Below are 23,007 nucleotides of genomic sequence, written 5' to 3'. Positions count from 1 at the left end.
CCATCCTACCACATTCGCGGCGAAGAAATGCCATTTTCGGGGTTGAAATGCGGGCATCGGCGGGGCAATAGAGTAAAGTGAAATATATCACAAATCGTTATTTTTTCTTCACCCACAATTGCGCGGCCTTCTCTTACAAGGCTACCGCCATGGCGTATGCTGTGTCCATCGGAACAAACAATTCTTCACCAAACATACAGGAGAAACACGATGAAAGCGCTCAATCAACCGAAGTTCACCGGCATCCTCTGGATGGTCGCGCGGGTTTGGCTTGGCTACGAGTGGCTGATGGCGGGGTATGAAAAGGTTTTTGGCGAAGGCAGCGCGGTGTGGGTTGGCCCCAAGGCGGGCACGGCGGTCGCTGGCTTCCTGAAGGGCGCGCTGGCCAAGTCGGCGCTGGCCCCCGATTTCGACCCGGTGAAGAACCCGCACCCGGCCGTGCAGGAATGGTACGCCTACCTGGTGCGCGATGTGTTCCTGCCGAATGCGGCGACGTTTAGCTACATGGTGGCCTTTGGCGAGCTGCTGGTTGGCGCGGCGCTCATCCTGGGCATCTTCACCCACTTCGCGGCGCTGATGGGCATCCTGATGAACCTGGCCTACCTGTTCGCCGGCACCACCAGCACCAACCCGAATCTGCTGGTCGTCGGGATGGTCATCTTCCTGGCGGGCGGCGTGGCGGTCGGCTACTACGGGCTGGATTTCTTCGCCCGGCCGATTGAGCTGAAGGTGCTGCGACGCGCCCACCTGGTGCCCGAACCAGTTGCCGGATAACCCGAAATCTCCTTTGCGCACCGGCGGCCGAGCAGATTGCTCGGCCGCCGGTTTTGCGTGCGCCGTGAACGCGGTACAATGGCGCGAACAAAACCGCCAGACAGGAGCGCCCGATGAATGCAGAAGAATTTCGCCAGGCCGGCCACGAGCTGATTGATTGGATTGCCGACTACCGCGCCCGCGTGGCCGAGCTACCGGTGATGTCACCGGTTGCGCCGGGCGAGGTGCGCGCGCAGCTGCCCGCTGCCCCGCCCGACGCGCCCGAGCCCTTTGCGGGCGTGCTGCGCGACCTTGAGGCGATTATCGTGCCGGGGCTTTCGCACTGGCAGCACCCGAGCTTTTTTGGCTACTTCCCCTCCAACAGCGAGCTGGCCTCGGTGCTGGGCGATTACCTGAGCACCGGGCTGGGCGTGCTGGGCCTGTCGTGGCAGTCGAGCCCGGCGCTGAGCGAGCTGGAAGAAGTGGTGGCCGACTGGATGCGCCAGATGGTGGGGCTTTCGGAAGCGTGGAGCGGCGTGATTCAGGATACCGCCTCGACCAGCACGCTGCTGGCGCTGCTGAGTGCCCGCGAACGGGCCAGCAACTACTCGCTGGCGCGCGGCGGCTTGCAGGCCGAGCCGCGCCCGCTGGTGGTGTATGCCTCGGCGCAGAGCCACAGCTCGGTGGAGAAGGCCGCGCTGCTGGCGGGCTTTGGCCGCGCCAACGTGCATGTCGTCCCCACCGACGACGCCTACGCCATGCGCGCCGACGCCCTGGCCGAAGCGATTGCAGCCGACCGCGCGGCGGGCCTGCTGCCCTGCGCGGTGGTCGCCACCACCGGCACAACCGCAACCACCGCGCTCGACCCGGTGGCGGCGATTGCCGCAATCGCGGGGCGCGAAGGTATCTGGCTGCATGTCGACGCGGCCATGGCTGGCTCGGCCATGATCCTGCCCGAGTGTCGCTGGATGTGGGAAGGGATTGAAGGCGCCGACTCGATTGTGCTGAACGCGCACAAATGGCTCGGCGCGGCGTTCGACTGCTCGCTCTACTATGTGCGCGACCCGCAGCACCTGGTGCGCGTGATGAGCACCAACCCGAGCTACCTGCAAAGCACGGTCGACAGCCAGGTGAAGAACCTGCGCGACTGGGGCATCCCGCTGGGGCGGCGCTTCCGGGCGCTGAAGCTGTGGTGCCTGATCCGCGAGCAGGGAGTGAGTGGCCTGCAGGCGCGTTTGCGCCGCGACATGCTCAACGCGCATTGGTTTGCCGCGCATGTGCGCGCCGCGCCGGGCTGGCAGCTCCTCGCGCCGGTGCCGCTCCAGACAATCTGCATCCGCCACGAGCCAGCCGGGCTGGCCGGCGCGGCGCTCGACGCGCACACACAAGCCTGGGCCGAGCGCGCCAACCGCTCGGGCGCGGCCTACCTCACGCCGGCAGTGCTGGATGGCCAGTGGATGGTGCGCGTGTCGATTGGCAGCATCAGCACCGAGCGCGCGCATGTCGAAGCGCTGTGGGCGCTGCTGCAGCGCGTGGTGGCGGAATAAGCCGAGAACATCCACAGATTTCACAGATTACGCAGATGCGCTAATAATTGCAAAATCGAGCCATGCCTTCTGTCTGGCATATGCTTCTGCATGAATGGTTCTGGCCTTGCTCGAGCGCGTGGTGACGGCATTAAGAACCAAGCACTACTTGGTTCTTGGTTCTACAAAAATGGGTATATCTGCGTAATCTGCGAAATCTGTGGATAAACTACTACACTTGCTCCCGCCTCATCCCCCAACTCCCATCCCCCATCCCCCGCGCTTACGGCACCGCCAGCGGCACCGCCCGCGTAATCCAGTCGTCGTAGAGCGGCTGAATATCGCAGCTGCACGCCTGATTGGCCGCCGCCACAAGGTCCGCACCTGTGACGTAGCGGTAGCGGTTGTTGGCATAGTAATCGTGCAAAAAATGGTCGAAGGCGTCGTCGCCGATCTGCTGGCGCAGCGCCTGGAAGAACAGCACCGCCTTGCCATACACCAGCAGCACGTAATTGTTCTGGAACTGGCTGTTGGCCTGCTGCGCCGGCGCGTCGCGGCCCGAAGCCAGCGCGCGCTGGTAGCGCTCGCGGAAGCCGTTCAGCTCGCGCTCGGCGGCGGCGGCGCCGCCATATTCTTCCTGATACACAATTTGCGAGTAGCTCGCCAGCGCCTCGTCCAGCCACGAGCTGAGCTGCACGTCGTTGCCCACCTGGCTGAACCACCACTGGTGGCCCACTTCATGCGCAACCGTTAACTCAAGGTCGGGCCCGCCGCCATACAACCCCTCGGCAATCATGATCATGCCGGGGTATTCGACGCCCAGAAAGGTGTTCGCCGGGATCTCAATCACGTCCAGCTCGCGCAGCGGGTAGGCCCCGTAGCGCTTGTTGAAGGCGCTCAGCGCCTTGCCCGCCGCGTCAAGCGCGCCCCGGCCGCCGCTGGCGCTGGCGGCGCGAAAGTAGGAGTTGATGCGCGTGCCTTCCACCTCGGCGCTCAGCACTTGGAACTGCGCCAGCGCCAGGGTGAAATCGCGCTGCGGCCCGCTCACAATCCGCAGGGTCTGCGCGCCGCCCGCTTCCTGTCGGTCAATTGCCACGCCAGTCGAAACGGCCTGCCAGTCGCCGGGCAGTCGCAGCGTCACGTCGTACAATGCCGTCTCGCTATTCACGAAATCGCCCTTCGGGTCGGGCCAGGCAATGTCCCACTGCCCGCCGCGCACCACCGCCGCAATCGGGTAGGCCGAGGCCAGGGTCATCAGCCCCGCCTCGCTGTTGAACGCGCCATACAGCCGATCGCCGGCATTCTGCGGGGTGGTGGTTTTCCAGCTCAGCTCCACCACCGTGGCCGCGCCGGGCGCGAGCGGCTGCGGCAGGTTCACGCGCAGCAGGTAGCGCTTGGTTTCGTACACGACCTCGGCCGGCGCGCCGTCCACCGCGACGTTCTGCACGTCGAGCCGCCCGCCGAAATCGGGCAAGTTCGGGTACAGGTGGAAGTACAGCCGATCGAGCGCCGCGCTGTCGCGGTTGGTATATTCCAGGCGCAGCTGGCCGCTCAGCGTGCGCGCCGCCGGGTCAGCTTCGGCCGCGATGGTGTAGCGGTTCCACTCGCCCGCCCGCGCCATGTCGCCCGCGAACTCGGGCCGCAGCGCCGCCGTTTGCGCCTGCGGGTCGAGCGGGGCAAGCGCGCTGTTCTGCGCGGCCGGGCTGGCTTCTGCGGTCGGCGGGGCAGCTGTTGGGGCAGCTGTGGGCGGCGCAGTTGGCGCGCTGGTGGGAACTGCCGTCGGCGGTGCGGCCGTTGGCGCAAGCGTGGGAACTGCGCTTGGCGGCACAGCAGTTGGTGCGCTGGTGGGCGCGCTTGTAGCGGCAGGCGGCGCTGCGGTTGGGGCCGGGCCTGCGCCGGCCGGGCCGCAAGCCGCCAGGGTTGCCAGCGCCAGCGCGGCCAGGCAGGGGCGTATGTGCATATAAAGAACTCCTCTTCTTCTCGCCGGGCCGCATTATACCCCACGCAACGCCCGAACAGCAGCGTGGTATACTGGCATCTGTGAAAAGTCGCACATGCCGGGCATGCTGCGCACGCGCCAGCAAAGGGATTGGTCATGGTGCCACCACGCGAACTTCGCGAGCTTGCCTTCTTTGCCGACCTGGACGACCAGACGCTGGCGGATGTTGCGCGCAAAGTGCAGCGCTGCGAGTACCGCCCGGGCGAGCACATCCTGTTTGAAGGCGAGCAGCCGCCCGGCCTGTTCTTTGTGCAGCGCGGCCGCGTGCGCCTTTCGCGCACCGCCCCCGATGGCCGCGAGCAGGTGCTGGCCATGGTCGGCGCGGGCGAAAATTTCAACGCCGTGCCGCTGTTCGACGACAACCCCAACCCCACCACCGCCCGCGCAATGAGCCCGGTCCACTGCCTGCTGCTGCCGCGCGACGCGCTCCTTTCACTTTTGCACCGTCACCCGGCTCTGGCGCTGGCCGCGCTGCGCGAGATGGCCGGCCAACTCCGCGATCTGGTCGTGCTGGTCGAAGACCTGGCCTTCCGCTCGGTGCGCGAACGCCTGGCACGCCAGTTGCTTCACGAAGCCGGAGAAGGGGCAGCAGTGCTGACGCACCAGGAGCTTGCTGAGCGTACTGGCACCGTGCGCGAGATCGCAGGGCGCGCCTTGCGCCAGCTGGCCCAGGAAGGGCTTGTGCGGCTGGAACGCGGCCGCGTGATCGTGCTCGACCGGGCCGGGCTCGCGCGCATCCTCAATGGCTAGCCACAGCTGGTTAAAAATCTGTACGAAATGGAACAAAAGTAGCAGACAGGATGCGCGCTCGGTGCTATCGTTGCGATGTTTCACCCTGAACGGAAGGGCAGGCAGCAAACGCTATGGCATATATCATTACCGAGCCCTGTATCGGCACCAAAGACGCTTCGTGCGTGGCGGTTTGCCCGGTCGACTGCATCTACGAGGGCGACGACCAGTACTACATCAACCCCGACGAGTGCATCGACTGTGGCGCGTGCGAGCCGGAATGCCCGGTGGAGGCGATTTTCGCCGAAGATTCTGTGCCTGAGGATTGGCAGCCCTTTGTGGAGAAGAACCGCACGTTTTTCTCGGCATAGCGGTATGTTCCTGAAGCATATTCTCCCGATTCGCGTGTTCAACGAGGAGGTTCCCCAATGGCCTACGTGATTACCGAGCCCTGTATCGGCACCAAGGACGCGGCGTGTGTGGCGGTTTGCCCGGTCGACTGCATCTACGAGGGCGACGACCAGTACTACATCAACCCCGACGAGTGCATCGACTGCGGCGCGTGCGAGCCGGAGTGCCCGGTGAGCGCCATCTTCGCCGAAGACTCCGTGCCCGATGGGCAGGACTCGTTCACCGCCAAGAATCGCGCCTTCTTCGGTCTCTAGCGCGTTCTTCCCGAACATAACCGGCGGGCGGCTGCACACGCGGCCGCCCGCTTGTGTTTGACAAGCCCCCGCGCCCCTGCGATAATCGCCCGCCGGTGCAGGATGCCCTGTGAGGAATGAATGGAACTGCTCGGTTCGGGTGGCCGTGCCTTGCGCGCCGAATTCTGGTGTGCGCTGGCCGCCCTGCGCGAACGGCAGCTCTGGCTGGCGCTGGCTTTGTTCGCCGCGTTGCTGCTGGTCGCCCAGCAAGCCCCGCTCGACTACCGGGTGGATGTTGGCCTGGAAGAAGGCTACGCGAGCGACCTGCCCATGCTCACCGGCTTCTTCCCCTTCGAGCTGGCCAACAACGAAACGCTCAACCTGCGCTGGACATCCGAAAAATCCACAATCAGCCTGCCCGGCCTTGGCCCGCGCCCGCTCCAACTCACGCTGCGCCTGCTCCCCGTAAACGACGAAGTGGCCCAGCACGGCCCGCAAGCACTCGCCATCAGCGCCGACGGCCAGACGCTGGGCGCATTGGAACTGCGTCCGCGCACTGGCGCGAGCTACCGCATTCTGGTGCCGCCCGCGCCACCCGGCTCCAGCGATCACACGATCATTCTGAGCAGCCCAACCTATACGCCCAGCGGCGATCTGCGCGCGCTCGGCACCCCCGTCGACGATCTGCGCATTTCCACCGCTGCTGGCCCCTATGCCCCACCCTGGCAAACCGACGCGACCTGGCTTGGCGCGGCGGTGCTCCTGTGGCTGGCAATTCGCCGCACCGGGCTGCGTGCATCACGCGCTTTCCAGCTCGTGCTGCCCATCATCGGTCTGGCGTGCGTCGCCGCCCTGCTCGACCCGCCGCGCTTTGCGTTTGGCAGCGCCACTGCCCTGACCATTGGCGCGCTGGGACTAGTGTTCGTGCTGCTGCTCACGGTGGCGCCGGCTGGCCTGCTGCTTGCTGGCGCTGGCGCGGCCGGGCTGGCGTTGGTGGCGCGCTTCATCCCGCTCGGCGGCGATGGCGCGCTGATTGGCGCGACGCTGGCTGGTGCCGCGCTGGCGCTTGTGCTGGCCGGCTGGCTGCGCCCACGGCTTGGCGCGCTGTACGCGCGTTTGGCCCCGCCCGTGCCGGGTTTTGCACGCGCTGGCCTCTTGCTGATCGCGCTGGCAGTGTTTGCCACGCACTACGCCGGCAAAATCTACCCCTTCGCCATGTGGGGCGACATTGGCTTCCACATGAATCGCTACTTCGACGTGCTGAATGGCAACGTGCTGCTGCTTTCGCGCAATCGCGGCGTCGATTTCCCCTACCCGCCAGCCTTTTACCTGCTGCTCGCGCCCTTCTCGCTCACCGGCCTCGATCGGCGCGTGCTGCTTCAGCTCGGCGGCGCCCTGCTCGACGCTGCCAGCCCTGTGCTCGTCTATGCCATTGCCACCAGCCTCAGCGCACGCAACTCGAAGGAACATGCCCAGCGCGGACTGCTGGCTGCCGGCATCTACAGCTTTAGCGCCGCCACGCTCATGACTACGTTCTGGAACTTCAGCACACACATCTTTGCGCAGTGGGCCCATCTGCTGTTGATCACCGCGCTAGTTTTGCTCTGGCGCGCGCTCGCCAGCACGAAATCAGGCGCACAGGTCGCATGGCCGCTGGCGCTCGCCACGCTCTTTGTGATGCAATCGCTGGTCTTCCTGGGGCATTTTGGCTTCTGGATGAATATGTCGCTGCTCAGCGGCATGGGCTTGCTGGCCTTGCTCATCGCCGCGATCCGGGGGCGCGTAGCCTGGGGCGTGGGCTGGCGGCTGCTGGGCGTTTTTGTGGCGGCGCAGCTTGTTGCCGTGTTCTTGTTCTACAGCGCCTACACCGGCCTGTTTCTCGATCAGGCGCGCGCCACTGCGTCGGGTGGGCTCACTGGCCTGGCCGGGCGCGGCGCAGTTGATCGCACGCTGCTGTGGAACACCCTGTGGGATGCCGGCTTCCGTGTGCACTTTGGCTTGTTCGCCATTCCGCTGGCGCTCCTCAGCATGGCGCTGCCGTGGCCGCGCGGCGCAAATCTATCGGTTCGCCGGGCAGTTGCGCTGCTGGCGGGCGGAACGTTTGTGATCGCGCTGTTCTTTGCCATGCTGCCGTTCCTCTCCGGCTCAACGCTCTCCACCCGCTGGCTGATGTTCTCGGCCTGGGCGATTGCAGTTGGCGCATCCAGCGTGGCCACCCTGCTGTGGCGCAGCGGGCGCGGCGGGCGCTGGATCGTGCTCGCCATGGGCGGCTACCTCGTCTGGGTCAGCGCCACGCTGTGGCTGGGCGCGCTGGCCTGGCGCATTCGCCCGCCCGAGCCATTCTAGGCGCAACAATCGCTTTCCCCCTGGGCAGCATCAGCTGGTGCTGCTTTTTGTTTGCCGCGAAAAGTGCTGGTTTGGAATTCTTTCGTTGCCGAATTGTTACTGCCATATAAATCCACTCACGCCTACAATACACGCAGTTCACCCACGGCAGGGTTGCCCACCTTCGCCCGAACTTCTCGCTAACGCCAAAGCGTTAGCACCGCGCTCAACTGTCACAATCCTGGCTTCACGCCTATACAAAGGAGGCAAACAATTATGTCCATGGACCATGCAAGCTGGCACATCAAAGGCGATCACATCCTGACCGAACTGATTGCAATGATGGGCCTTAGCGCCGAAGAAAAGGCTGCTCTTGGCGCGCTTCAGGGCGCGGCGCGCGCACAAGCCCCCGCGCTGCTCGACGCCTTTTACCAGCGGCTGCTCAGCCACAGCAACACCGCCGAATACCTGCAGCAAGCCTCAATGGATCGCCTGCATGCGGCTGTAGCAAATTGGTTTACCGACCTGTTCAGCGGCACATACGACGAGCAATACGCCAAAAAACGTTTGACAATCGGCGATGTTCACGTTCGGATCGGTCTGCCAGTGCGCTACCCGCTCGCAATGATCGATGTCATTATGCCGTTTGGCGAACAGGTTGCCAAAACCAGCGCCAACTCGGATGCGGCGCTCAAAGCCTTTCACAAGGTTCTTGCGCTCGACATCGCGATCTTCAATCAGGCCTACGAAGATAACCAGCTCAAGCACCTCGCCGAGCTTGTCGGCGGCGAACGTCTGGCGCGTCTCCTTCTCTCAGGCAAAGGCTAGATCCTTCTCGAAATAGAGCTTTGGCACGCGATGCCGATCCGGTTTGGAAATCTTTTCGCTGATGAATTGGCATGCACAAATGCATCCAACGAGCATACACTAGCCCCAGTTCGATGCATGCCGCTCGGCACTGAAACCCCCTCATAAACATCGAAATACTATCGAAAGGACAGCTCAACATGGCTACACGGCAAGAGCAAGTTTTGGCAATCCTTGATCGCCTGTCATCCAATGGCGGCGCCGACATTACCGGCAGCGTCGCGGTAAGCATGGACGGCATTGTGCTGGCTTCGCGCATGTCCAGCGATGTCAATGCCGACCGCGTCGGCGCAGTGGCAGCTACGATGGTCGGCGTGAGCCGACGCGTCTCGAGCGAGCTCAAATTGGGCTTGACTGAAGAGGCGATTCTGAAAGCGAACAATGGGCTGTTTATTGTGCTGCCAGCGGGCGACCAGGCCATGCTGGCTGTCAATCTCAAGCAGGGCGCAAACCTGGGTATGGTGCGAATCGAGGCGCGGGATGCTGCGAGCGAGATCAGCAAAGTTATCTAGCATTCCCTGTCCATTCTCTACGGTTAGCGTCCCATATCAACCCATAACGGCTTTGAGGAGACAGCACTATGGCAACCAACGAGCGTCCAACTCTTGGCAACTTTATGAGCCTCACTTGTTTCCAGTATCTGCGTGTTGGTACTGAAGAAGTTGCCGATCGAGCACCGATAGTCGCTGCTGGCCGCAAGCGTGGCTACGACTTGATCGAAAGTCTACAGTTGCTTGGTTCATCGGAAGACCCTGGCCTTATTCAGAGCAAGCTTGAAGAAGCGCTCGGGCCGAAAGGCACTCGGTTGTGCCTGGTGAAAAGCATTATTCAAAAGAGCAAAGGCAGCTACGAGGTCCACCTGACTGAGGGTGCCTGCACAGCCGGCCAGGTCTCGAGCACGCCGATTTGCGCATTCACACTGGGCGTCTTTATTGGCGCGCTCCACGCCATTACCGGTATTCCAATGCGCGGCCACGAAACTTCCTGTGTAGCGTGTGGCGCAAAAGAGTGCGTCTATGTCATCGAACCGGTCGCGCTCTAATTTCCAGCATCGTCGCCTGCGATTATGGCTTTGCAGCGCCTGATAGCACAATTACCGAGGTGTGAAGGGCGTCAATCCTTCACACCTCGCCGTATGATTCACTTGGAAGCTGGTATATCTTTTGTGTGGTGTGGCGGCAGGAGTACAGCATGGCACTTGAAGGATCCGTCCAGGACATGTCACTTGTCGACCTACTCCATGTGTTTCGAATGGGTCCCAAAACAGGTGTCCTGCTGCTAAATAAGCCGCCAGAACGCGCAATTGTTTATGTCGCCAATGGCAACCCAGTCGATGCGGCTGTTTTACATGCTACAACCGCGCATATTCTCATGGAGGCAGAAACTGCCCTCCTCGAGCTGTTTAGCTGGGACGAAGCCACGTTTGTTTTTAATGCCGACAACAAAATCCTTTCTCGCCCCCAGCGCATCTTCCGCGATACTGAAGAACTCATTATTGAAGGGTTGCGTCAGCGCAGCCAGAAGGATGAGTGCCCCCCGGCAAACCAGCTGACGCTGGATTCACGACTGGTTATGGCCACACTTTCGGCCCAATCCAATCAGGGTGTCAATTTAAACCTTGATCAATGGCGTATTCTTAGCCAGATCTCGATCTGTAGCACGCTGCGCGAAGTTTGCGCAAACGTGAGTGTATCTGCCGAAGAAGTGCTGCGAATTGCATCCGAGCTGATAGCCATTGGATTGATCGAGGTTCATACCGAGCCATCAATACATTCTATGGCAATGCACACCCCGACCATCCGGCAACCCGTAGGGTCGTTACTGCCACAAGCGGCCGATACAGCCCCGCAAAGGCGTCTTTCTGCCGCTGCCGTGGGCTCAACTGCCCACCCGGGTAAAAGCTTGATGAATGCAATCATGCGCCGAGTGCGCGGATTATAGGAGAACGCTGGGTGCAAGCCGTAAAAATAGTTATCACTGGCGCGTATTCCGCCGGGAAAACCAATTTTATTCGCTCGATTAGCGATATCGATCCGGTTTCAACGGAGTATGAGGTTACTGACGCCGAAGAGCGTGAGTTAAAGCATCATACGACTGTTGCGCTGGATTTTGGTAAAATTGAAATATCGGACGAGGTAGTTCTCTATTTATTTGGAACCCCTGGGCAGGCGCGCTTCGATTTCATGTGGGAAGTTCTGAGCGAAGGTTGCGTAGGGTACGTTGTGATGGTGGATAGCTGCCGCCCGGCACATTTTGTTGAAACACAAAATCTATTAGCACGATTTGCTACTATCACAGATGCGCCGTTTGTCGTGGCGGCAAACAAGCAGGATGATCCAACGGCTCTACCAATCAGCTACATACGGCGGCGACTACAGCTGCCATTCGAAGTGCCAGTGCTTCCCTGCGTTGCCACCGAGCGCGAAAGCGTCAAAAACGTGTTGATAACATTGCTTGATCATATCGACCGTAGTATTCCCGAAGAAACAATCGAGCCACCCCCAGAGCCAACGGTGGATGGTATGTTTTTGTAATTCCTAGCTGCTATACTCCCAGGGAGCCAAGGAAATGCTCCACTGTCCTAAAGTAAAAACCGCGCCCCAGTATGGCCGCGGTATACTTTAGGCTCATCGATACAACGTTGTCAAACTTTGCGACCTAGTACAGCCCTGAAATGCTGTACCCGCTTTCCAAGAAAGAGAGCACTGCAATGTCACTCGAAGGTACCCTCCAGGACATGCCCCTTACCGATCTGCTCGAAGTGTTTCACCTGGATCGCAAATCGGGAATTCTCCAGCTCTTTGCCCCAGCACAGCGCGCCTCGCTCTACGTCACGATGGGCCGGGTTATCGATGCCGTGGTAGTGCAACAGCCCCACCAGCAGCTCATCGCTTGTGGCGATGAAGCAATTGCCCAGGTTTTCAACTGGGAAGATGCACAGTTTGTTTTCAAACCCGATCGGTCGACGCTGTATCGCCCTGTCACGATTTTTCGCGACGCGGAAGATCTGGTGCAGCTCGGCCCGGTGCGGCCGAGCGCCAGTAAATCCTTCCCAATGGCATCAATTACTTCCCCCATCAAAGTCGATTGCACGTTCTCGCACGATCTGAGCACGTTTGGCCCTGCATCGGAGCGTTTTGACAATCAGTATCGGCGTATGCGTTTGTCTGCGACGCGCGTGATTTCCGCTGGGCAGCCATGCCCAAGCACGCGGCAGCGCTTTGAGCTCTGCCCTTGCGAGGAAGGGCTGGAACTAGCCTTTGGAGCACAGACAAGCTGGCCCGCACCGGCCGCGCAGCCAGCGAAGCAGCCAACAATGTCGGCACCAGCAGCACCAGCACAGTATGTGGGCTCTACTCCGGCCGGCGCCCCACAGCCCAGCCGCCGCCTGATGCAGGCGATCCTGCGGCGTGTGCGCAGCCTATAGATCGCCGCGAATAGCGTGGTAGGTGCGAATAGCGCTCTGGCTGACGGCGGCGGTGCTTTGCCCAGGGAAGGTGCTGTCGCCCACGAGCCAGAAATTATCCACACCCGCGGCACGCGGCCCCAAGCTAAACAGGCCAGAGTTGGCGAGGTGCTGTGGCAGGCCACCGACCATTCCGCTGTGCCGGCGGGTGTAGCGCCAGAACGAGAATGGCGTGCCAGCCTGGATGTAGTGGATATTGGGCCGCAGATCAGGCAGGGCGATTGCCGCCGTGCTGAGCAGGCGCTCGGTCATGGCGGCTTTTTCGTCGCGGTAGCGCGCTGCCTCGCCCTGGCGCAGCTGCCACCAGCGTTCGGCGTTGGTGTGGGTTGAGATGGTGATGGCGCGGTGACCTGCCGGTGCGCGGCTGGTATCGTCGGGCGGGTGCGCCGAGATGAACACGCTGTTGGCCTCGCCCAACCGCCTGTTGTAGTCGGCAATGATCTGGTGATGTTCGCCCATGCCAGGAGGCAGGGCGCTGGCGTCGACACCCAGGTACAGTGTGAATGCGCCCCAGCCCTGCGGCGCGGTATTGATTGCCCGCCCGAAGCGCGAAGACGCTGCGCCTTCAAGCAGGCGCCGCGCGTCCCAAAGGGTCAGGTTACCAATGATGTGCCGGGCGCTAAATCGTTCGCCGCGCTCAGTTTCCACCCCCACAGCGCGCCGCTCCTTCGTCAGAATGCGCCGCACCCAGCTGCGGTAGCGAATCGCTCCCCCATCGCGCAGAAATGCTCCTTCAAGTGTGCGCGCCAGGTTCCACGCCCCGCCTTCTACATAATGCGCACCGATGCGCGCGAAATCGAGCGCGACCGCGCCATAGAGCCATGAGCAGTCGGCGGCGACGGTTTGCGCGCTGATCAGCAACTGCCCGTCGATGTAGGCGCGCAGCCGCCGGTCGGTGATGCCGCGCGCGCGGAGCGCCTGCCCGGCAGTGCGCCACAGGTGCGGCAGCAGCCGTGCCATCTCGGGGCGGGCGCGCAGGCCAATACCGAGCAGATCAGACGGTCGCTCGGGCGGGAGCGGCGGCTGACGCGCGGCAAAACGCCAGGCAATGTCGGCAATCTGTTCCTGCTCGCGCCAAAATTTTTCGGCCTCCCACGCCTGCGCGGGAAAGGCGGCCTGCCGTTCGTCGCGCCAGCGCGCATCGCCATAGCGCGTCACCCGCCGGTCGGGCAGCCAGACCTCCATGGCGGGTTCGAGCGGGCGCACCGGCCAGCGAATGCCGAGTTTTTCCCCCACCCAGTGGTGCGCGCCGCCGGGCGTGAAGCCAGCAAACAGCGTTGCGCCCACGTCGAAGATATAGCGCCCGCCATCGGGGCGCTTGCGCTCGTAGGAAGAGGCGCAGCCGCCGGGCGCGATATGCCCTTCGAGCACCAGCACGCGGCAGCCGTCGCGCGCGAGCAGCGCCGCCGCCGTCAGGCCGCCAATCCCCGCGCCGATCACAATTACATCGTAGCGTGTTTCGTTCATGGCGCTATAATACCAAACGCTGACACGATATATGCGAAGTGAAGATCGGGCGCTGGCGAGTAACTATTTCCTCGCTTCAAACGCCTCATGAGCAAGCGGGCGCGGTGTATTGCGCCCGGCAGCCAGCGAGAACCACACGATGACACAGCAAAACACAGCGGTCGAGCTCGCAAATCTTTCGAAAACCTTTGAGCTGCGCAGCGGCTGGGGCCGCAACCGCGTGCGTAAAAGCGTGATCGCAGTCGATGGCATCAGCCTGAGCATCCCGGCCGGCCAGACGGTTGCATTTATTGGGCCGAACGGCGCGGGCAAATCGACGACGATCAAGATGCTGACCGGCATTTTGCACCCCAGCTCGGGGCAGGCGCAGGTGCTGGGCTACACGCCCTGGCGCGAACGCCGCACGCTGGTGCGGCATATTGGCGCGGTGTTCGGGCAGCGCTCGCAGCTGTGGTACCACCTGCCGCCGCGCGATACCTTCGAACTCCTGGCGCGGATCTACAGCCTCGACCGCGCGGATTTCGTGCGCCGGCGCGACATGCTGATCGAGCGCTTTGGGCTGGGCGAATTTCTGCAAACTCCTGTGCGCAAGCTCTCGCTGGGGCAGCGCATGCGCGCCGAGGTGGCAGCCAGCCTGCTCCATGCACCGCGCGTGCTGTTTCTCGACGAGCCGACGATTGGGCTGGATGTGATCGCCCGCCAGGAGCTGCGCGACCTGATCCTTGAGTGGAACCGCGACGAAGGCGTGACAGTGTTCCTGACCAGCCACGACGCGGGCGATATCGAGCGGGTGGCGCGGCGCGTGGTGGTGATTAACCACGGGCGCGTGGTGCTCGACGACAAAGTTTCGATGCTGCGCCGCCAGTACCTCGGCTCGAAAATTCTGAGCGTGAAGTTCCACGCGCCGCCGGCCGCATTTGCGCTGCCGGGCGTGACGACGCTGAAGGCAAGCGAGTATGCGCTGAAGCTCGAAGTCGACACGCGCGTGACGCCGATTGAGCAGGTGATGACCGAGGTGCTGCGCGCGGGTTCGGTGGCCGATATTGCGATTGAAGACCCGCCGCTGGAAGAAGTGATCGCGCATATTTATGGGAGGAGTCAGGAGCCAGGGATCAGGAATCAGAACGACTCTGAGCTCCTCATTTCTGGCTCGTGACGCATATGCTTGCACTGCGAAAATACACATGGATCGGTTTGACGGCGGCGCGCTCGAACCTGGCCTACCTGAGCGAGGTGGTGGCGCGCATGGTCTTTCTGGGCGTGATCCTCTATATCTTCCTGCGGCTGTGGCAGGTAACGTATGGTGAAACCGGCGCGACGCAACTGGGCGGGCTGACGCTGCCGCAGATGCTCTGGTACCTGGCGATGACCGAGACGCTCACGCTTTCCACGCCACGCATTGCGCCCGAAGTAGACCAGGATGTGCGCACGGGCGCGCTGGCGGTGCAGCTGATTCGCCCGCTGAGCTACCCGCTGGCGCGCCTGTGGACGACATTGGGCGAGCGGGTGGTGCGCTTTGCGCTGAACACGGTCGTGGCGTCGCTGATTGCGCTGGTGTTCGTTGGGCCGATTGTGTTTTCGGTGGGCGGGCTGCTGCTGTTTGCGCTGGCGCTGCCACTAGCGTTCACGCTTGATTTCATGAACCAGTTTCTGATTGGGCTGGCGGCTTTCTGGCTGGAAGATACCAGTGGTTTGCTGCTGATCTACTCGCGCATTACGATGATCCTGGGTGGCATGCTCATTCCGCTGGAATTATTTCCCGACGCGGCGCAGCCGTGGCTCCGCGCGCTGCCGTTTGCGAGTATTATCTATGGGCCGGCGCGCATGTTTGTGCACCCCGACGCAGCGTTTCTGGCCGACCTGGCGCTGCGGCAGGTGCTGGCAATTGCGGTGCTGGCGGGCGTTATTGCGCTGGTGTATCGCGCGGGCGTGCGGCGCATTCATTCGAATGGCGGGTAGAAATATGCTGAAACGCTTTGCGAATTACCTGGGCCTGGTGGGCGCATATACACGCCTGAACCTGAACGCGCAGCTGGAGTATCGCGGGGCGTTTGTGATGCAGGTGGCGGCGATGTTCCTGAACGACGGCGTGTGGCTGGTGTTCTGGACGCTGTTTTTCACGCGCTTCCCAGTGCTGCGCGGCTGGTCGATCACCGATGTGATTACGGTCTGGGCGCTCACAGCCTCGGGCTTTGGGCTGGCGCACGCTGTCTATGGCAATGTGCTGATGCTGGCAGGAATGGTGGCGCAGGGCCAGCTTGACGCATGGATGCTCTACCCGCGCGCGCTGCTGCCGCATATGCTGCTGGGCCGCATGCACGCCAGCGCTTGGGGCGACGCGCTGTTCGGCTATGTGGTGTACCTGCTGTTTGTGCGGCCCGATCTGCCACATTTCCTCTTGTTTGTGCTGCTGACGCTTTCGGCCATGCTGGTGTTTGTGGGTTTTGGCGTGCTGACCGGCAGCCTGAGCTTTTTCATGGGCAATGCGTCGAGCCTGGCCGACCAGTGGCGCTTTGCGATGATTACGTTCAGCACCTATCCGTCGGTGCTGTTCGAGGGCGCGATCAAGCTGCTGCTGTATACGCTGGTGCCGGCGGTTTTGTGAGCTACCTGCCGGTGCAGGCACTGCGCGACCTGGCACTGCGCGACCTGGCACCGCGCTATGCGCTGCTGACCTTTGGCGGCGCGCTGGGCGTGCTGGCGGCGGGCGTGCTGGTGTTCTACGTGGGCCTGCGCCGCTATGAGTCGGGCAATTTGATGGAAATGCGCGGGTAGGTTACAGGTTGCAGGTTTGCAGGTTGCAGGTTACAGGTTGCGTGATGACCGACAACCGAATATTTCACCGCAAAGAACGCAAAGGGCGCGAAGGTTGGAACTGGACTTTTGCAGATTTGCGGCAACAAGCTTCTGAGCATATGATCAGGCGAGCGTTGGTCTACCAGTTGGGAGGCACAGGTGCCAGCAATTGTCGCGATACCACAGGTGGTCGAGGAACTGCTGGTCCAGTTCGCCGACCTGTTTCCAAATGAGCCTTCACGCCGCCACTTTGCCGAATACCTGACCGGGCTGTTTGTAGCGGAGCACAAGACCGTGAGCGGTATCACGCGAGAGTTTGCCGCCCCACCCGACCAATCCACTCTCAATCGATGGTTGACTGAAGCGCCCTGGGATGTCCAGCGCATCAACGCGCACCGGCTCGAATGGCTTCAACAGGACGCTGCAACGCGCTATCGTCACGACGGCGTTATCGCGATCGATAACACTTTGATAGATCATGACGGCAAACTGATAGAGGATGTCGGCTATTTCTGGGACCATGCCGACAAACGCCACCTGATCGCCCACGATTACCTGTTTGCCAACTACGTCAACCCGAGTGGGAAGCATTATCCGCTCGATTTCCGGCGCTTCCGCAAGCGCGAGCAGTGCGACGACGAGCGCCCGTTCAAGAATCACACCGACCTCGCTAAGGAACTGATCGATTGGGTTGTCGCTGAGGACATACCGGGCGACTTCACCTTCGACAGTTACTTCACCAACGCGCCAATTATGAACACCCTCCACGCCAAAGGTCGCAGCTACATCGGTGATTTGAAAGCCAACCGAGTGATTGTAGTCAGCGGGAAGCAGACCAGCGTGACTGAGTGGGTCAAAACGCTCACGCCGCTTGTTCGCACCAAGTTTACGGTCGGCGGTCACACGCAATGGTAGCTTCACCAAGTCCGTTCGTCTGCCCAATGTCAACCACCCAGTGCGTATTCTGGTGTTGTGGTCAGAAGCAGAAGCTGCGACGCCACGCAAGATCCTGATCAGCAACCGAACCCAGTGGGAAGCTCATCGCATTTTGAAGGTCTACAAAAAGCGCTGGACAGGGACGGAGACCTTTCATCGGGACGGGAAGCAGCATTTGGGCATGGGCGAGTGTCAGCTCAGGGACGGGATGGGCCAGACCAGGCACATGCACCTCGTCGTCCTGGCGTACACGGCTCTGATGCGCCAATTGAAGCATGATCGTGCCTTCGAATGGGCTCACACACGCCTGATGACCATTGGCGAGTCCTGTCGCACCATCGCTCGCGAGACCTTGGGCAAAACGCTTGCTTGGGCCATCGAACAATCGCACCAAGGCATGACTCTGTCCGATATCAAGCTCCGTTTGGCTTTACCCTGAGCTTTCGCCTATTTCTGCAAAACCTTAGTTTGGAAGGTTGCAGGTTGGAAGGTTGCAGGTTCGCAGGTTGCGTGACGAGCGACAACAGAAAAATTAACCGCAAAGAACGCAAAGGGCGCGAAGGTTTGCAGGTTGCACGTTAGAAGGTTGCAGGTTCGAAGGTTGCGTGACGACCGACAACCGAATATTTCACCGCAAAGAACGCAAAGGGCGCGAAGGTTTGCAGGTTGCAGGTTAGAAGGTTGCAGGTTCGCAGGTTTAGAAGGTTGCAGGTGCAAGCCTAATCCCAAAACCCCAGACCCTAAACCCTCTTGCCGTTCTCGGTCTGGGCGTATAGCAATACGCCCTTCAGTCTGGGCGTATAGCAATACGCCCTTCAGTCTGGGCGCATAGCAATACGCCCTTTGCCGGCTCGCGGCCCTGACAGGATAGCCCTATGAACCCACCATTTACGCTGAGCGAAGCGGCGCGGCGGCGCGGGCTGCTCACCATCCTGGTCGATGTGTTTTTCATGTGGGGCGGCTTTTTTATGGTCGTGCCGCTGATTTCGGTGCACTATGTGGATGGGCTGGGCTGGCCGGCGGCGTCGATTGGGCTGGTGCTGGCGCTGCGGCAGCTTACGCAGCAGGGTCTGACGCTGCCGGGCGGCATGCTGGCCGACCGCGTTGGCGCGAAGGGGCTGATCTGCACGGGCATGCTGATCCGCTGCGTGGGGTTCGCCAGCATGGTGTGGGCTAGCTCGCTGCCGCTGCTGATTGCGAGCGCGGTGCTGGCAGCGTTTGGCGGCTCGCTGTTCGAGTCGCCGCGGGCGGCTGCGGTGGCTGCGCTCACCACCAGCGAAAATCGTGGGCGCTACTTTTCGCTGCAAGGGGTGGCGAGCGGCCTGGGCATGACGCTTGGCCCGCTGATCGGCGCGCTGCTGCTGCGCTGGGATTTCCGCATTGTGGTGCTGGCAGCGGCCAGCTGCTACATCGTTACATTTCTGGTGACGCTGATCTTCCTGCCGCCGGTGCAGGTTGCCACCGAGCGCCACAACCTGACCTACGGGATCGGCCTGGCGCTGCGCGACCGGCCATTTATGGCCTTCAATGTGCTGCTGATGGGCTACTGGTTTATGTGGGTGCAGCTTTCGATCTCGCTGCCGCTGGAGGCGCACGCGGTGAGCGGCACCAGCGACGCGGTGAGCTGGGTGTATGCGCTGAACGCCGGCATGAGCGTGCTGCTGCAATACCCGCTCCTGCGCCTGGCCGAGCGCCGCTTGCCGCCGCTGCTGATTCTGGTGCTGGGCGTGGCGATTATGGCGGCCGGCCTGGGCGGCGTGGCGTTTGTGACGAGCACGGCGGCGCTGCTGCTGTGCGTGGCGCTGTTTTCGGCTGGCGCGTTGCTGGCCGCGCCCAGCCAGCAGACTGTGGCGGCAAGTTTCGCCAACCCAAGCGCGCTTGGTTCGTACTTTGGTGTGAACTCGCTGGCGCTGGCGATTGGCGGCAGTTTGGGGAACTACAGCGGTGGGCTGCTGTATGGGCTGGGGCGCGCGGGCGAGATGCCGGGCTTGCCGTGGCTAACCTTCGCAAGCGTGGGGCTGGTGGCGGCTTCGGGCATGCTGCTGCTGTACCGCCGGCAGGCCGCGCGGGGCGCGCAGCAGGTTGTGCGCGAGGGCGTGTGAAGCAGTGAGCGGGTGACAAGATGACAGGGTGAAAGGGTGAAAGGGTGAAAGTAGCCAGTTGGCACGTAGCAGTCAGCAGTAGTCTTTAACATGCGAACGTGGAACTTGTAAACTTGCAACCTTCAAACACACAACTTTCAACTCTTTGCGGTTGGACAATAGTTTCCAAAACAGCAGGGTTCGCAGAAACATTCATTTCCGCGAGCCCTGCCGTTTTCTGGCGAATCAGGTGAGGCTTACCAGAGCTTTCAGAGAGCCAGGAATACGCTGATTCCTGACTCCTGACGCCTGACGCCTGAATACCGCCTACTTGTCGACATTATCCTTGGTGTACTTGGTGAACGGCCCCATCAGCACACGCAAGCCCTTGTCGCGGGTCGGGTCTTTCTCGATGGTGTAGGTGCCCATCCGCCCGGCCGCGAACTGCTCGCCCGCTTCGCCCTTGATTGCGCCAGTGGCGAGCATGTAGCTGGTGTAGTAGGTCAGGTAGCCGAGGTCTTTGAACGACCACAGCGCGAACTCAGGCGCGCAGCCGTTTTTGGTGTAGCTGGCCATTTCGGCCGGCAAGCCCAGACCCGACACCTTCACTTTGTCGCACAGGTTTTCGTCCTGCATGGCCTTGGCTGCCGCCGCAATACCGACCGTCGTCGGCGCCATAATCAGCTTCATGTCGGGGTACTTGTCGACCAGCGCCAGCGCCTGCTTGTAGCTCGCCTCGCTCTGGTCGTTGCCATACACCACATCGAGCAGCTCCAGCTTGCTGTATTTCGGATCCTTGAGCGCGTCCTTCATCGCCGCGATCCACGAGTTCTGGTTGGCCGCATCGGGCGAGGCCGACAGCACCGCGAACTTGCCACCATCCGCGCCCAGGATGTCGAGCGCCATGTCGGCCATCACCGTGCCGGTTTCCTTGAAATCGACCTGCGCGACGAAAATGCTTTCGCCATCGGCCGAGGGAATGGGCGAGTCCCAGCTCACGACCTTGATGCCCGCGTCGGCAGCCGCCTTGGCCGACGGTCCGATCTGGTCGCCGGCGTTGTTCGAGATCATCACGGCATTCACGCCCTGCGTCTTGGCGTTGGTCATGATCTCGATCTGGCCGGCAACACTGTTCTCGGCGGTCGGGCCGGTGAAGTTGAGCGCCTCGGGGTTTTGCAGCTCCTTGGCGGCTTCCTGCGCGCCATCATTCGCCTGATCGAACACCGCGATGCCCAGGAACTTCGGCAGCAGGATCATCTTGACCGACTTGCCGGGCGTGGCTTTCGCAACATTGCCCGCCGCCGGTGTGCCGCCTGCCTCGCCCTCGACATTGTCCTTGGTGTATTTGGTGAACGGTCCCATCAGCACGCGCAAGCCCTTGTCGCGGGTCGGGTCTTTCTCGATGGTGTAGGTGCCCATCCGCCCGGCCTCGAACTGCTCGCCCGCTTCGCCTTTCAGCGCGCCCGACGCCAGCAGGTAGGTTGTGTAGTAGGTCAGGTAGCCGAGGTCCTTGAACGACCACAGCGCGAACTCAGGCGCGCAGCCGTTTTTGGTGTAGCTGGCCATTTCGGCCGGCAAGCCCAGACCCGACACCTTGACTTTGTCGCACAGGTTTTCGTCCTGCATGGCTTTGGCCGCCGCCGCAATGCCGACCGTGGTCGGGGCCATAATCAGCTTCATGTCGGGGTACTTGTCCACCAGCGCCAGCGCCTGCTTGTAGCTCGCCTCGCTCTGGTCGTTGCCATACACCACATCAAGCAGCTCCAGCTTGCTGTATTTCGGATCCTTGAGCGCGTCCTTCATCGCCGCGATCCACGAGTTCTGGTTGGCCGCGTCGGGTGAGGCCGACAGCACCGCGAACTTGCCACCATCCGCGCCCAGAATGTCGAGCGCCATGTCGGCCATCACCGTGCCGGTTTCCTTGAAGTCGACCTGCGCGACAAAGACACTTTCACCATCGGCCGAGGGAACCGGTGAGTCCCAGCTCACGACCTTGATGCCCGCGTCGGCAGCCGCCTTGGCCGAGGGTCCGATCTGGTCGCCGGCATTGTTCGAGATCATCACGGCGTTGACGCCTTGCGTTTTGGCGTTGGTCATGATCTCGATCTGGCCGGCGACGCTATTCTCGGCGGTCGGGCCGGTGAAGTTGAGCGCCTCGGGGTTTTGCAGCAGGGCCAACGCATTACAAATGTTCTACAGACGTGGCTCAACCTGAAGCACTTTCATCGCATAGGCATCGTCCCAAGTCGCACGCAGCCGCTTCTGACGTACACTCGCCTTCAACGTCGTTTCCTCGCGCAGCAGGTTCAACACCAAGTGCCGAATAATTGCCAGATTATGCGCTGAGTGACCAATTCGCGCGCGGCTGTCATCGGCGGCAAACACCACATCCAGCACCCAATGCAGCCGGTTTTCGATCCCCCAATGCTGCCGAATGGCGTCTGCAACCCGCTCGGCTCCCAGCGGCAAACTTGATATGTACGAATGTGTCTCCTCGCTCGTCACACCATCACACGTGCGCGTCGAATGCACCCTTACAACCGAGCGCAACTGCGACCAGCGCGCGCGGTCGACGATGCTCTCCACTTGGTCACAGCTGCGATATTCGCGCCGTTCGCTCCGTCCGTGACCTTCCATTGTGATGATGCATCGATCCAGGTGTTCCTCTTCAATCGGCTCGGCAAAGATGCGTGCAATGTCGCGCGCCAGTTGCGGCTGGTTGTCTTTACACGCCAGCACATAGTCACCACCCTGCGCCACAATCTGTTCGGCAATCGCCACCTGGCAGCCCATCGCATCAATCGTCACGATGCAATCGTTGATGTCGAGCAGCGAGAGCAGCAGCGGGATGGCGGTGATCTCATTCGATTTGCTGTTCACGCGAACCTGACCGAGAACCAGGTGATTGGCCGCCGAGAACGCGCTGACGATATGCAGTGGCGACAGGTCGATCGCACGGTCGTGGGTACGACGTTCGGTTTTGCCGTCAATCGCAATCACATCGCCGGGCAGTTTGGCACGAATGGTGTCGACCCAGGCGAGAAAGGCGGATTGGAACGCGGTGGGATTAAGACGCGCAAAGACACGGGCGAAGGTGTCGTGCGACGGAATGCCAGCGGGCAACTCGAGAAACTGCTCCAGCAAGGCGTGTTTGGCGTGGCCATAGGCTTCGATGTCGGTCCAGCCATCAGCACTGCTCAAAACCGCGCAAATGGCAATCGAGATGATGTCGATCAGTTTGTGGTGTTTACAGCGGTCGATACGCGGGTCGGGCAGATCGCCAAAATGGCGAGAAAGCGACGTCGGTAATTCCACCACACACCTCCTGCTGCTGGAAACCATTCAGAGAGGTGATTATAGCATCAGAAACGCGATGGCGAGTTGCTCACTCTGATGCACGAGTGCACGAAAAACAGCA

General features: G+C 61.7%; 21 protein-coding genes and 1 pseudogene. 18 read left to right on the top strand and 4 right to left on the bottom strand.

Annotation, left to right across the window (positions count from 1 at the left end; genetic code table 11):
- Positions 1 to 210 precede the first annotated feature (210 nt).
- On the top strand, positions 211 to 774 hold the full coding sequence (locus M1P90_RS25030) for a DoxX family membrane protein (RefSeq protein WP_483698268.1): 564 nt from the start codon (positions 211 to 213) through the stop codon (positions 772 to 774).
- Between the two features lie 113 nt (positions 775 to 887).
- Positions 888 to 2,300: a pyridoxal phosphate-dependent decarboxylase family protein gene (locus tag M1P90_RS25025; protein WP_483698267.1), complete on the top strand. Its 1,413-nt coding sequence runs from the start codon at positions 888 to 890 to the stop codon at positions 2,298 to 2,300.
- A gap of 262 nt (positions 2,301 to 2,562) precedes the next feature.
- Here M1P90_RS25025 and M1P90_RS25020 read toward each other — a convergent pair whose 3' ends face one another.
- Positions 2,563 to 4,239: a M1 family metallopeptidase gene (locus M1P90_RS25020; protein WP_483698266.1), complete on the bottom strand. Its 1,677-nt coding sequence runs from the start codon at positions 4,237 to 4,239 to the stop codon at positions 2,563 to 2,565.
- 135 nt (positions 4,240 to 4,374) lie between these two features.
- Here M1P90_RS25020 and M1P90_RS25015 point away from each other — a divergent pair, with 135 nt between their 5' ends.
- From M1P90_RS25015 to M1P90_RS24970, 10 genes are all read left to right on the top strand, one after another.
- The gene (locus tag M1P90_RS25015) at positions 4,375 to 5,028 is read left to right on the top strand and encodes a Crp/Fnr family transcriptional regulator (RefSeq protein WP_483698265.1); all 654 of its coding nucleotides are present in this window, start codon (positions 4,375 to 4,377) and stop codon (positions 5,026 to 5,028) included.
- Between the two features lie 113 nt (positions 5,029 to 5,141).
- Complete coding sequence (locus tag M1P90_RS25010; RefSeq protein WP_483698264.1) at positions 5,142 to 5,378, top strand: indolepyruvate ferredoxin oxidoreductase subunit alpha; 237 nt, start codon at positions 5,142 to 5,144, stop codon at positions 5,376 to 5,378.
- 57 nt (positions 5,379 to 5,435) lie between these two features.
- Entirely contained in the window at positions 5,436 to 5,672 is a 237-nt protein-coding gene (locus tag M1P90_RS25005; protein WP_483698263.1) for an indolepyruvate ferredoxin oxidoreductase subunit alpha, read from the top strand.
- A gap of 120 nt (positions 5,673 to 5,792) precedes the next feature.
- Positions 5,793 to 7,997 (top strand): hypothetical protein, encoded by a 2,205-nt coding sequence (locus tag M1P90_RS25000; protein ID WP_483698262.1) that lies wholly within the window; start codon positions 5,793 to 5,795, stop codon positions 7,995 to 7,997.
- Between the two features lie 255 nt (positions 7,998 to 8,252).
- On the top strand, positions 8,253 to 8,804 hold the full coding sequence (locus tag M1P90_RS24995) for a protoglobin domain-containing protein (RefSeq protein ID WP_483698261.1): 552 nt from the start codon (positions 8,253 to 8,255) through the stop codon (positions 8,802 to 8,804).
- Positions 8,805 to 8,983: 179 nt separating this feature from the next.
- Positions 8,984 to 9,355: a roadblock/LC7 domain-containing protein gene (locus M1P90_RS24990; protein ID WP_483698259.1), complete on the top strand. Its 372-nt coding sequence runs from the start codon at positions 8,984 to 8,986 to the stop codon at positions 9,353 to 9,355.
- A gap of 68 nt (positions 9,356 to 9,423) precedes the next feature.
- Positions 9,424 to 9,885 carry a V4R domain-containing protein gene (locus tag M1P90_RS24985; RefSeq protein WP_483698258.1) on the top strand — a complete coding sequence of 154 codons (462 nt, stop codon included), beginning with the start codon at positions 9,424 to 9,426 and terminating at the stop codon, positions 9,883 to 9,885.
- Positions 9,886 to 10,034: 149 nt separating this feature from the next.
- A complete protein-coding gene (locus tag M1P90_RS24980; RefSeq protein WP_483698256.1) occupies positions 10,035 to 10,784 on the top strand; it encodes a DUF4388 domain-containing protein in 750 nt (249 codons plus the stop codon).
- 11 nt (positions 10,785 to 10,795) lie between these two features.
- Entirely contained in the window at positions 10,796 to 11,377 is a 582-nt protein-coding gene (locus tag M1P90_RS24975; RefSeq protein WP_483698255.1) for a GTP-binding protein, read from the top strand.
- A gap of 140 nt (positions 11,378 to 11,517) precedes the next feature.
- Positions 11,518 to 12,270 (top strand): DUF4388 domain-containing protein, encoded by a 753-nt coding sequence (locus tag M1P90_RS24970; RefSeq protein ID WP_483698254.1) that lies wholly within the window; start codon positions 11,518 to 11,520, stop codon positions 12,268 to 12,270.
- Here the strand turns inward: M1P90_RS24970 and M1P90_RS24965 are convergent.
- Positions 12,265 to 13,776 (bottom strand): phytoene desaturase family protein, encoded by a 1,512-nt coding sequence (locus M1P90_RS24965; protein WP_483698253.1) that lies wholly within the window; start codon positions 13,774 to 13,776, stop codon positions 12,265 to 12,267. The genes M1P90_RS24970 and M1P90_RS24965 overlap by 6 nt on opposite strands.
- A gap of 139 nt (positions 13,777 to 13,915) precedes the next feature.
- On the opposite strand from M1P90_RS24965, the gene M1P90_RS24960 reads away from it, so the two are divergent.
- The 6 genes and pseudogenes from M1P90_RS24960 to M1P90_RS24935 all read left to right on the top strand — a co-directional run bounded on the left by M1P90_RS24960 (position 13,916) and on the right by M1P90_RS24935 (position 19,610).
- The gene (locus tag M1P90_RS24960; RefSeq protein ID WP_483698252.1) at positions 13,916 to 14,932 is read left to right on the top strand and encodes an ABC transporter ATP-binding protein; all 1,017 of its coding nucleotides are present in this window, start codon (positions 13,916 to 13,918) and stop codon (positions 14,930 to 14,932) included.
- Positions 14,933 to 14,937: 5 nt separating this feature from the next.
- Positions 14,938 to 15,735, top strand: coding sequence for an ABC transporter permease (locus tag M1P90_RS24955; RefSeq protein ID WP_483698250.1), 798 nt, complete (start codon positions 14,938 to 14,940; stop codon positions 15,733 to 15,735).
- Between the two features lie 4 nt (positions 15,736 to 15,739).
- Positions 15,740 to 16,381 (top strand): ABC-2 family transporter protein, encoded by a 642-nt coding sequence (locus M1P90_RS24950; protein ID WP_483698249.1) that lies wholly within the window; start codon positions 15,740 to 15,742, stop codon positions 16,379 to 16,381.
- On the top strand, positions 16,378 to 16,551 hold the full coding sequence (locus M1P90_RS24945) for a hypothetical protein (protein WP_483698248.1): 174 nt from the start codon (positions 16,378 to 16,380) through the stop codon (positions 16,549 to 16,551). Before M1P90_RS24950 ends, M1P90_RS24945 begins: the two co-directional genes overlap by 4 nt.
- A 180-nt stretch (positions 16,552 to 16,731) precedes the next feature.
- Positions 16,732 to 17,947: pseudogene (locus tag M1P90_RS24940) on the top strand (IS701 family transposase).
- Between the two features lie 436 nt (positions 17,948 to 18,383).
- Positions 18,384 to 19,610, top strand: coding sequence for an MFS transporter (locus M1P90_RS24935; RefSeq protein WP_483698247.1), 1,227 nt, complete (start codon positions 18,384 to 18,386; stop codon positions 19,608 to 19,610).
- A 306-nt stretch (positions 19,611 to 19,916) separates the two neighbouring features.
- Here the strand turns inward: M1P90_RS24935 and M1P90_RS24930 are convergent, their stop codons facing one another.
- Entirely contained in the window at positions 19,917 to 21,767 is a 1,851-nt protein-coding gene (locus M1P90_RS24930; RefSeq protein ID WP_483698246.1) for a substrate-binding domain-containing protein, read from the bottom strand.
- Between the two features lie 15 nt (positions 21,768 to 21,782).
- On the bottom strand, positions 21,783 to 22,904 hold the full coding sequence (locus M1P90_RS24925) for an ISAs1 family transposase (RefSeq protein ID WP_483696769.1): 1,122 nt from the start codon (positions 22,902 to 22,904) through the stop codon (positions 21,783 to 21,785).
- Positions 22,905 to 23,007 lie beyond the last annotated feature (103 nt).

This window comes from Kouleothrix sp. 19917, assembly GCF_057073505.1.
The sequence above is the reverse complement of the archived record's forward strand: the minus strand, read 5'-3'. Positions and strand labels throughout refer to the sequence as shown.

Bases quoted from the DNA above. Each gene is read 5' to 3' on its own strand.
- M1P90_RS24995 (WP_483698261.1), top strand. From the start codon at position 8,253: ATGTCCATGGACCATGCAAGCTGGCACATCAAAGGCGATCACATCCTG.
- M1P90_RS25030 (WP_483698268.1), top strand. From the start codon at position 211: ATGAAAGCGCTCAATCAACCGAAGTTCACCGGCATCCTCTGGATGGTC.
- M1P90_RS24960 (WP_483698252.1), top strand. From the start codon at position 13,916: ATGACACAGCAAAACACAGCGGTCGAGCTCGCAAATCTTTCGAAAACC.
- M1P90_RS24950 (WP_483698249.1), top strand. From the start codon at position 15,740: ATGCTGAAACGCTTTGCGAATTACCTGGGCCTGGTGGGCGCATATACA.
- M1P90_RS25010 (WP_483698264.1), top strand. From the start codon at position 5,142: ATGGCATATATCATTACCGAGCCCTGTATCGGCACCAAAGACGCTTCG.
- M1P90_RS24965 (WP_483698253.1), bottom strand. From the start codon at position 13,776: ATGAACGAAACACGCTACGATGTAATTGTGATCGGCGCGGGGATTGGC.
- M1P90_RS24980 (WP_483698256.1), top strand. From the start codon at position 10,035: ATGGCACTTGAAGGATCCGTCCAGGACATGTCACTTGTCGACCTACTC.
- M1P90_RS24955 (WP_483698250.1), top strand. From the start codon at position 14,938: ATGCTTGCACTGCGAAAATACACATGGATCGGTTTGACGGCGGCGCGC.
- M1P90_RS24970 (WP_483698254.1), top strand. From the start codon at position 11,518: ATGCTGTACCCGCTTTCCAAGAAAGAGAGCACTGCAATGTCACTCGAA.
- M1P90_RS24935 (WP_483698247.1), top strand. From the start codon at position 18,384: ATGAACCCACCATTTACGCTGAGCGAAGCGGCGCGGCGGCGCGGGCTG.
- M1P90_RS25025 (WP_483698267.1), top strand. From the start codon at position 888: ATGAATGCAGAAGAATTTCGCCAGGCCGGCCACGAGCTGATTGATTGG.
- M1P90_RS25005 (WP_483698263.1), top strand. From the start codon at position 5,436: ATGGCCTACGTGATTACCGAGCCCTGTATCGGCACCAAGGACGCGGCG.
- M1P90_RS24985 (WP_483698258.1), top strand. From the start codon at position 9,424: ATGGCAACCAACGAGCGTCCAACTCTTGGCAACTTTATGAGCCTCACT.
- M1P90_RS25000 (WP_483698262.1), top strand. From the start codon at position 5,793: ATGGAACTGCTCGGTTCGGGTGGCCGTGCCTTGCGCGCCGAATTCTGG.
- M1P90_RS24990 (WP_483698259.1), top strand. From the start codon at position 8,984: ATGGCTACACGGCAAGAGCAAGTTTTGGCAATCCTTGATCGCCTGTCA.
- M1P90_RS25020 (WP_483698266.1), bottom strand. From the start codon at position 4,239: ATGCACATACGCCCCTGCCTGGCCGCGCTGGCGCTGGCAACCCTGGCG.
- M1P90_RS25015 (WP_483698265.1), top strand. From the start codon at position 4,375: ATGGTGCCACCACGCGAACTTCGCGAGCTTGCCTTCTTTGCCGACCTG.